Here is a 5,013-nt window from a genome sequence, read left to right as displayed (position 1 = left end):
TCAGCTTTAAGAATTCAGAAGTTCTTAAAGCTCGATTTTAACTGGGTTAATTGCATCATATTTAAGAGTTTTAAGAAGGGTTTTTTCAGAGAATAACTCAGGCACAAATATGATTTTATGTCAACTTAATTTAGATGCGTTTACCCTGCAACGATACCATTATCTGTTTTACCTAAATAAATTTCCAATGTACTGCCGTTTTACATAATCAGTCGCATCCCCTTTTTTATCTCCTGTCTCGTCAATTATTAGTAATAGAAGTCCTTGCAGTACATATAATATTAATTCTAATCGTTGCTTCCTTAATTATTGTACATCCCAGGGTTATTGTGTTAAAAAGTTGTGTGATGCTTGATGATTATTTAGCCCTATAACTTTCGCTATTAATGGTAGTGTTTTGCGTTTTATGTCCGATATAATACCGATATGTAAGTAATTAAAAGCTTCAAAGCTCCTAACTTGTGGAAATATGTTTTGGTAAATTTGACAGTATTCATCTATAAATTTGACTGCGGGTACTGGTTGAGGAGGCTCTACCATAGGACTGGCAATGCTTTTGGGGTGTGTCACTGATTATACTACCACGAGAGTGACAAAAGAGGGTTAAGTTTAGAGAGTAAAGTCAAGCTATCCATTTCAGGCATATTAAGATCGGTCACTATTCTATCTAGATTCGGATGTTGTTTCAACTTTCCAGCGCTTGTACGCAATTGTGGGCATAAAAAAGGGACCATTTTTCGGCGCTGATTTTTTTCCTAAATCTCTGGGAAAGTAGAAATTCTAAATAGGGTTCATCATCCACAAACAGTATTTTTGCTGACATATTAATTTTTAATTGACTCTTAAAACTCACAAAAAATTAGCGCTCCAGAAGGACAGAAGGAAAATGCAATTGAGCAATTTTAACTCGACTAAGGTGCTGCTTTCAATTACCCATTACCCATTACTCAATATTTTTTCTTGTCAATTTACTCCAGATTGAGTATTTTATTTTTGAGTGTATCAAAATTAACAGGCTTAGTAATATAGTCATCAGCTCCATAAGCCATTGCGGTTTGGTAATTTTTCTCATCTCCATAAGCCGTAATCATAAAAACTTTTAAATCGGGAAACTTTTCTTTGAGAATCCTTAGCAGTTCGAGCCCATTCATTCCTGGCATATTAATATCCGATAAAATCAATACGATAGACGCTTCATCCTGGTTCTCTAAGTATTTCAAAGCTGCCTCGGCTGACAGGCAAAAATGAAATTGAATTTTTCCTGCTTTGATTTCTTTCCTAAATTTCTGCTTGAACAGTGACTGAATATCTTCCTCGTCGTCTACAACCATTACTTTCATTTTTTGAAATCCTTAATTTCTGCTACTTTTTTTTGCAATGTGATTATAAACTCTGTGTATTTTCCTACTTCTGTTTCGACTTTTAGTGATCCTCGATGTTGCTGGACGATAACATCCTGACTGATAGAAAGACCTAGACCAGTACCTTCGGCTGGTGGCTTTGTAGTAAAAAAGGGATTAAAAATTTTATCGAGGACCTCTGGTTTTATACCTGAGCCATTATCGCGAATGCGGATTTCAATCGCGTCAACAAGATTTCGAGTTCTCACGTCAAGCAGCGGTGAAAAGTCTTCTCCGATTTCTTGTTTCTTTTTATAGGCTGCATAGCAAGCATTGCTAATAATGTTAAGAAAAACCCTGCCGATGTCTTGTGGCACGACCTCTACTTCGCCAATGTCATTGTCATAGTCGGTTTCTATGGTAATGTTAAAAGCAGCTTCCTTCGCTCGCATCCCGTGATAGGCTAGATTGATATATTCGGCTAATAAACTATTTATATCTGTAGCTTCCCAGTGACCGCTTTGTCCCCTCGAATGCAAAAGCATATTGCCAACGATTTTGTCTGCTCTTTGACCGTGTTGATTGATTTTTTTAAGATTAGCTGTGAGGTCGGTTAATAGCTCGGCAATATCCTCACTGGTTTCAGGATCTAAACGTTCGGCTTGATTTTCAATTTTTTCAAACAGTTCTTCGGTTAATTCCGCAGAAAGTTCTGAGAAGTTGTTGACAAAGTTTAAGGGGTTTCTGATTTCGTGGGCAATGCCTGCTGTTAAACTGCCCAAAGAAGCTAGTTTTTCTTGGACAACAATCTGATTTTGCATAGCTCTAAGATTTGCTTCAATCTGCTGGCGCTCTTCAATCTCGTTCTGCAATTGTTCTACAGTATAGCGGAGTTCAGATGTACGCTCCTCGACTTTGATTTCTAGTTCTTCATTAGCTTTTTGCAGTGCTTCTTGGGCTTGCTTGCGATCGGTGATATCGCGCACGATCGCCACATATTCTTGCAGATCCTGATTAGAAAGGGAAGCATCTTGAGAAAATCGGTCGGAGATGGCAACTTCCAGGATGCGCGAGTCTCCATCGGGCAGCTTGAGAGTTTGTTCGCTGCGACTGAGCCACTGCTCTGGCTGAGCCCCTAATCCGGGCAGTAATTTGTTCAGGTAAGACCCAATTAGCCTAGTAGTATCTATTCCGAAGACGCTTTCAGCAGCGGGATTAGTCTGACGAATGACACCATTTTCATCCAGCACTACAATACCATCTAGGGCTATGGTAAAAAGCTGTTCTGCTCCCTCTCGTGCCTCTTCCATTGAGACGACCTGGGGTAAGCTCGTCCAACAGGCAACTGCCACCCCAATAAAAGCAACTGTCACCAGTAGCACTACGAATAAATTCAATCCAACACTAGAGTTAGCATATAATTTGAAGCCAAAAATCCAGCCGACAGCAAGGGCACTGACGATCAGTAAGATTAAAACTACAACCTGAGACGCTACAAAATCTGGGATTTTGCCCTGGCTGCTGTTGCGGTAACGCCGAATCCACCACGAGGGATGGAAAGGGGCAAAAGCAATGCGACTTATCCCTGCCTCCACTGCTAAAACGCCAAGGGGAAAAAACAACCCAATGATAAAGTCTTGCCAACCCCAAGCCAAGCCTCCGACGACCAGAACCACCGCATCTACGACGAAAAAGCCCAGCGACCACCAAGGCCACCGAATTTCTGGCTGATCCCGCCGCAGCCATAGTGAGAGATGGAACATCATCAGGCAGACAACCAAGCCAACATTAGTAATCGCCACCAGCCGAGGCACATTTCCCCAAGCTAGACAGATTAGACTGAGAACCAAAACAAAGACCAGCCCAAATCCAAATACACCCCGTCGGGATACAACTGCGAATGTTGGCGAAATATGCCCATCTACGGCAAGTTGGTACAGCATCCGGGGGCAGTTGGAAACAATTGTCGCGCAACTCAGAAGACAGCTTGCGACTACTAGAAAGGTGACAAGGGTGGGAACCCAGGGCCCCCATAATACCTGACAGGCAGCTAATACATTCAAGAATACGTCATCTTTCAGGCCAGGAGCGGTGGCCAAGCGCATCATTACCCAGGAACCTCCTAAAATCACAGGCAGCATCCCCAGTGCGGAAATTTTGAGAAACTGCAAGGTTTTAGTAGGGTTGCGGCTATCCGCTACGAAACTGGCGGCGGAGTCACAGCAGTAGAAGATGTAGGTAGCAAAGTAAAACCATTTAGCCCAGTCAATAAAGGTGAATTCCGGCCAAATGGTGGGGAAAAAGCCGGGACTGTTTGACGAAAAAGCTAACCAGAATAGACCCTGAATGGAAAAAACGGATAGTACGCCGACTGTCGGTAACACGAAAAAGGCGTGCAGAATACTTAAGGCGCGAGTACCGCTGAATGTCAAAATGAAGGGTAGGAGCGTGAAGGTAATATTTAGTAAAGTTTCAGGACAGCTAAAACCTAAACTATTGAGGTTGACTTTGATGAGCTGCGTCAGTACGATCGCAGAAATTGGCAGTGTTGATACCCAGCTTAAAAAGTAGCCGATCGCTGCATAACTTCCCAGACCCGGATAATTTTTCAGCATTCGGGCGGTATAGTTGGGCGTTCCCCCAGCCATATCTGGGAAATACTCGCCGATGCGTTTTACCTGTAGATTGAGCATCATGCCCATGAGGATACCGGGCAACCAGACGAAGATGGCGCTAGGCCCGATCGCTGCTTGGATCGCTGTGGCGATGGTAAACCAATTGGCGTGACCTGTGAGGCCAAAGCCCGATGTTTCGACGGCACTCAGGCTTCGGGGTAGGCGCATGAGCGATCGCCTATTCAGATTTTCTCTTAGGGAAGGCTGAGTTGGTTCTGAGTGGTAGCCGTTTTCCGGCTCGTGTCGGATGTCTGTCGCCATCAATTTTACCTATTATTTTGGGATTTTGCTGTCGCGACCATGAGGTTCGGCTTTATAGCTTTTAACTTATTTCTGTTAAGCATTTTTGCTTGTTTTAAATTTTGGCAAAGCTGCCTTTCCCAATCCACCCTGAAAATCTATCTCTATTGATCTTCAATATTACCAGGAGTTACGCAACTGTCACAGCTCGGTGTACCAGCCCCAAAAATTCTACAATAAACATCGAACAAGAAGTTTTAGTTGCTCAATTAAATAACTTAATAGCAGCCAGTGTTTGATTTTATCTATTGTTTTACCATTTTTATCTGCTAAACTTTTGAGTACCTAAGCCACACAAGTTCATGACAAGCAATATGATTTGTGTTAATTCTAGCTTGACCGGAGTGGCAAGATTCTCTCCCGGTTAATTGCTTAAGTTCCCTAGAAAATTGCTCAATTTTCCAGCCAATAGCACACACATGAGTGTACGTTATTAGTTCGCTTCTTATTATTGAGTTTCGTCGTTAGTCGCGACTGTCAACTTGTCAGTGATCCGGACTGGTTAAGGTGATGGGATCGGGCGTGAGCAGACCCGATTCATTTGTCAGGTGCTTTAATCCTGTAGTTATTAAGTAGTCAGACAGAATTAATTACACAAATACATAGTATAATGATATTTGTGGCAAAATTATGAGTTAATTACAGTTTCATATGATGTTTATCAGAGAAATAAACCCTCTTTCGTCTAAATTGCTACA

General features: G+C 42.2%; 2 protein-coding genes and 1 pseudogene. All 3 read right to left on the bottom strand.

Translation table 11 applies throughout. The features are described 5' to 3' along the window. Positions 1–177: 177 nt before the first annotated feature. Positions 178–540: pseudogene (locus QUA45_RS27870) on the bottom strand (transposase); the annotation flags it as partial. A 428-nt stretch (positions 541–968) separates the two neighbouring features. Further along, positions 969–1,331 carry a response regulator gene (locus QUA45_RS27865; protein WP_333151125.1) on the bottom strand — a complete coding sequence of 121 codons (363 nt, stop codon included), beginning with the start codon at positions 1,329–1,331 and terminating at the stop codon, positions 969–971. A 5-nt stretch (positions 1,332–1,336) separates the two neighbouring features. Beyond that, positions 1,337–4,276, bottom strand: a complete 2,940-nt coding sequence (locus QUA45_RS27860; protein ID WP_333223107.1) for an ATP-binding protein — start codon at positions 4,274–4,276, stop codon at positions 1,337–1,339. Between the last annotated feature and the right edge of the window lie 737 nt (positions 4,277–5,013).

This window comes from Microcoleus sp. Pol12A5, from assembly GCF_036701435.1.
In the GTDB taxonomy this organism is placed as follows: Bacteria; Cyanobacteriota; Cyanobacteriia; order Cyanobacteriales; family Microcoleaceae; genus Microcoleus.
Note: the sequence above shows the minus strand (reverse complement) of the source record. Positions and strands in the feature narration are given on the sequence as shown.

What these genes read in the sequence shown, in the direction of transcription:
- QUA45_RS27865 (WP_333151125.1), bottom strand. Translation starts at nt 1,331, where the DNA reads ATGGTTGTAGACGACGAGGAAGATATTCAGTCACTGTTCAAGCAGAAA.
- QUA45_RS27860 (WP_333223107.1), bottom strand. Translation starts at nt 4,276, where the DNA reads ATGGCGACAGACATCCGACACGAGCCGGAAAACGGCTACCACTCAGAA.